The sequence below is a fragment of the Luteibacter sp. P4_E6 genome, from assembly GCF_056401535.1.
In genome coordinates this window covers 1-3,905 of sequence record NZ_JBFUJE010000371.1, presented here as the reverse complement: position 1 = coordinate 3,905, position 3,905 = coordinate 1, and the positions used below count along the sequence as shown (strand labels likewise).

General features: G+C 68.0%; 6 protein-coding genes and 1 pseudogene. All 7 read right to left on the bottom strand.

The annotated features are described in order from the left end of the window. Positions 1 to 221, bottom strand: a pseudogene (locus AC1DT2_RS17400) (DNA mismatch repair protein MutT); the annotation flags it as partial. Between the two features lie 76 nt (positions 222 to 297). Continuing rightward, positions 298 to 1,197 carry a 5'-3' exonuclease gene (locus tag AC1DT2_RS17395; RefSeq protein WP_477297709.1) on the bottom strand — a complete coding sequence of 300 codons (900 nt, stop codon included), beginning with the start codon at positions 1,195 to 1,197 and terminating at the stop codon, positions 298 to 300. After that, positions 1,185 to 1,757, bottom strand: a complete 573-nt coding sequence (locus AC1DT2_RS17390) for a nitroreductase family protein (RefSeq protein WP_213947770.1) — start codon at positions 1,755 to 1,757, stop codon at positions 1,185 to 1,187. The genes AC1DT2_RS17395 and AC1DT2_RS17390 overlap by 13 nt, the downstream gene beginning before the upstream one ends. Continuing rightward, on the bottom strand, positions 1,754 to 2,338 hold the full coding sequence (locus AC1DT2_RS17385) for a DUF3106 domain-containing protein (RefSeq protein WP_213947771.1): 585 nt from the start codon (positions 2,336 to 2,338) through the stop codon (positions 1,754 to 1,756). Before AC1DT2_RS17385 ends, AC1DT2_RS17390 begins: the two co-directional genes overlap by 4 nt. A 5-nt stretch (positions 2,339 to 2,343) precedes the next feature. Next, positions 2,344 to 2,721 (bottom strand): hypothetical protein, encoded by a 378-nt coding sequence (locus tag AC1DT2_RS17380; RefSeq protein ID WP_213947772.1) that lies wholly within the window; start codon positions 2,719 to 2,721, stop codon positions 2,344 to 2,346. Further along, on the bottom strand, positions 2,718 to 3,341 hold the full coding sequence (locus tag AC1DT2_RS17375) for an RNA polymerase sigma factor (protein WP_197478569.1): 624 nt from the start codon (positions 3,339 to 3,341) through the stop codon (positions 2,718 to 2,720). Before AC1DT2_RS17375 ends, AC1DT2_RS17380 begins: the two co-directional genes overlap by 4 nt. Before the next feature lie 97 nt (positions 3,342 to 3,438). Next, positions 3,439 to 3,905 (bottom strand): hypothetical protein (locus tag AC1DT2_RS17370; RefSeq protein ID WP_477297708.1); only part of this gene is annotated, 467 nt, incomplete at its 5' end.

Below are 3,905 nucleotides of genomic sequence, written 5' to 3'. Positions count from 1 at the left end.
GTGTTGGCCAGGATGGACACGCGGTACTGCTCGACGAAGACGACCTTGTCGTCGGGCGTCACCGCGAGAATGATGACGGCACCGCCGGGATTGTTCCGTTCGGCGTACTCCCAGCGACCGCGCCGCTTCAGGGTCAGCCACTTCGCCTTGTGCAGCACCTCTTCCGGCGCGCTGGCGTCGTCGGGGATCGGCGAGGCGTGGGGCAACGGGCTGGTCTGCATGGGCGGGCTCCTTGGCGATGGATACGAAGTATCCGGGCAAGGGTAGCGCGGCCGTGTGACGTTGGGTGGAATCGCCTCAGATCAGCGCGCGCAGCCGGGACCGGGTGAGCGGGCCGAAGCGCAGACGCTCGCAGAGCTCGTCCAGTGTGGCCGCTTCGCCCTGGCGACGGCGCAGCGCGTCCGCGGTCTCGGCAACGGCAATATCCAGGGCGATGCGGGTCAGGCGGCGGCACAGCAGGGCCTGGTCGGCATGCTCGCGCAAGCGAACGGCGCAGGCCGCCGCGCCGCGGATACGCAGGTACGGTACTTCGTCGATGCGGTCGAGCAGCGCGTCGAGGCTGCCGAAGTGGGCAAGCAGAGCCGCCGCGGTCTTCGCGCCGATGCCGGGCACGCCCGGGATGTTGTCGACGGCATCGCCGCACAGCGCCAGGTAATCGGCGACCTGGTGAGGATGCACGCCGAGCTTGTCGAAGACGCCGGCCGGGCCCCAGCGGACATTCTTGGCGAAGTCCCACTGTTCGTCGTGCTCGCCGAGCAGCTGGCCGAAGTCCTTGTCGGCAGAAACGATGACACCGCGGAAACCGTGCGAACGCAAACCCCACAGCGCGCTGCCGATGAGGTCGTCGGCTTCGTACTGGTGATCGTTGAGCACGCTCAGGCCAAGCGCCGCGGAGATTTCGCGACAGAGTGAAAACTGGCGCACGAGCTGCGGCGGCGGCAGATCGCGATTGGCCTTGTAGGCCGGATAAATGGCGTTGCGGAACGATGTCGTGAGCGAGGCGTCGAAGGCCACGGCCACATGTTCGGCGCGCGTGCGTTCGAGCAGCTCGCAGAGGAACCGCGTGAAACCGTGCACGGCATTGACCGACTCGCCGTCCTGGTCGTGGAACTCGTCCGGCATGGAATGCCAGGCGCGGAACACGTAGAGGCTACCGTCCACCAGGTGGACGAGGGAGTCCGCGCTCACGGTGTCCACACGCTCACGATATCGTCGTAGGCGGGCCGCTCGCGCTCCGGCGCGTCCATCGAAGGCGTGCCGATGTGGATGAACCCGATGACATGCTCGCTCTTCTTCATGCCGAGCAGCTTTGCCACGTTGCGATCGTACGCGGCCCAGCCGGTAAGCCATTGCGCGCCATAGCCGAGCGCCTGGGCGCCAAGCAGCACGTTGTATGCCACGCAGCCCGCGGTGAGGTTCTGTTCGAGCTCGGGCACCTTGCTCTCGTCGTCGATCTTCGCCGACACGACGAGAACCAGTGGCGCATGGTCGTAGCGTCGAAGCTCCTTCTCACGCTTGGATTCGGAGAGGTCGGGGTTGGCTTCCACGGCGAGCTTTGCCAGCTGTGCGCCGAAGTGCCGTTTGGCTTCGCCGCGCAGCACGCGAATGCGGAACGGCTCCAGCTTGCCGTGATCCGGCACGCGGATCGCCGCTTCGAGCAGGCGCTTGAGGGTGGTTTCGTCGGGAGCCGGTTCGCCGAGCTGGCGCGAAGGCACGGAGCGACGGCGGTCGAGGAGTTCCAGCGTGGTCTGCGTCATCCGCCCAGTTTAGCGGAACCGTCCGGCGGCGGCCCATGGTCGCCCGGCGGCGGGGGCGGCAGGGCGTCGTTCGGCCCCATGTTGTCGATGGCCTGACGGCGCTGCTCGGGGCTCTGGTTGCGCCACTTTTCCATCAGTGCTTGCTTTTGCGCGGGCGACAGGTTGCGGAAACGCTCGAAGGCGTCGTGCAGCTTGGCACGCTGCTCGGGACTGAGGTCCTTGAATTTCTGCTGGTTCTTGCGCGCTTCGGCGCGCTCTTCCGGCGTCATGTGCTGCCAGCGGTCGATGCGGTCGCGGATCTGGGCGCGGCGTTCCGGCGGCAGGCCTTTCCAGCGCTGCACCATCTCCAGCATGTGCGACTGCTTCCTCGGGGTGAAACCGTCCCAGTCGTGAGCCACGGGGGAAAGGATGTCCTTTTCGTCGGGCGTGAGCTGGCTCCATGGACGCGGCGGCACGGTCGGATGCTGGCTGTCGGGCCAATCGGACCCTCCGGCCGGCAACGGCGGACGGTCCTGCGCCGGGGCGGCGAAAGGCGCCGCCAGGGCGAGCAGGATGGCGATGACGAAAGGAAGGCGGCGCATGGGAATCACTTGTGGGCAGCGGACGGCTGCGTGTCGTTGTAGGCCAGCCAGCTGTAGAACTGCAGGTTCTGGTAAAGAGCGGGATCGGTGCTATCCGGATCCGGCGGCAGGTCGGTCGCCTCGGTGTCCGCCGACTGCATGACCGCCGGTGGTGCCGAAGGCGGTGCGCCGCCCGGTTGCCAGAGCATGAGCGAGGCGAGCGCGACGACGGCGAACGCGCCGGCGGGGAGCATCAGTCGACGCGCGGCGGATTCGTGCGGTGCGGCCAGCGCCGTACGCCTCGCCGCGCGCAGGCGGCCGGCCGTTACCGGATCCACATCGCGGCTGGCGCGCAGGTAGAGTTCCCGGGCGCGACGTTCGAGGTCTCGATCGTGCTGGCTCATCGCCATGCCTCCAGTTGATCGCGCAGCGCATGCATCGCGCGCGAAAGGTGAGTCTTCACGCTGCCGTCGGAGCAGCCCATCACGGCCGCCGTTTCGGCGACATCCAGCCCTTCCATGATGCGCAAGGTAAACGCCTCACGCTGGCGCTGGGGCAACTTGCGTACCGCGACGACAATGTCGCCGTACGCCTGCGAATCCTGCAGCCGGGCCGACGGATCCGGACTGTCGTCGGCGGGTTCCCAGGCCGGTAACTCGTCGCCATCCTCGTCGCGTCCGCCGCCGATCCAGCCAACGATGATCGAGCGAACCTTGCGGCGGCGCTGGAGATCCACGATGCGGCGGCGGAGGATGCCCCAGAACAGCGGCGTCCATTCGCCGGGCGGCTTGTCGGCATAGTGGCGGACCAGGCGCAGCATCGCGTCCTGCACCGCATCCATGCCGTCCTCGCGGTTGCCCAGATGAATCTCGGCCATGCGCCAGGCCCTGCGTTCGATGGCCGCCAGGAAGGCGTCCATGTTCGCCGGAACCTCGCGGACATCGTCCAGGGATGCGCTGTCGAGCGCGAGCGAGCCGTTCACGGCGCCCTTCGCTTCTTCGGTGTTGGCATCCTCATGCTCCATACGGCCTGGATCACTCCGGTAAACGCGGTCGGCGACCGCCGGTTGACTGGTTATGCACCCGCCATCTTCCTAGGCCGGGCATTTACGGCTTATGAAGTCAGTGGCGGCCTGGCGGGCGGCGGCCGATCGGCCAGGCGACCAGCGCGGCGAGCAGGGCGCCGGCGACATACAGCACCAGGTCCCAGGGTCCCTGGGCCAGGCGGGCCAGCTCCAGGAGCATGGGGGCCCCGGCGTCATGGATAGCCTGGCCGAAGCCGAGGCCCATCATCCCGGAGATGGTGGCTGCGGCGACCAGGCAGGCGGTATAGCCCGCCGCCAGCAGGGTAGCGAGCGCGGCCAGGGCCGAGCCCAGGACGCGGTCGATCCGCAGCCAGCGGCGAACCACGATACCGAGTACCCAGCCTGCCGGAAGGACCAGCGCGGGCAGGGCACGGCCGAACATCATCGACGGCACCATCCAGACGGCACCGGCGGCGAAACCGAACGCGGCGGCGCAGAAAGCGCCGAACAGGAGGCCGGGAAGACGGCGGAAACGCTCAGCCGGCATGGTGTTCCTTCGGATGK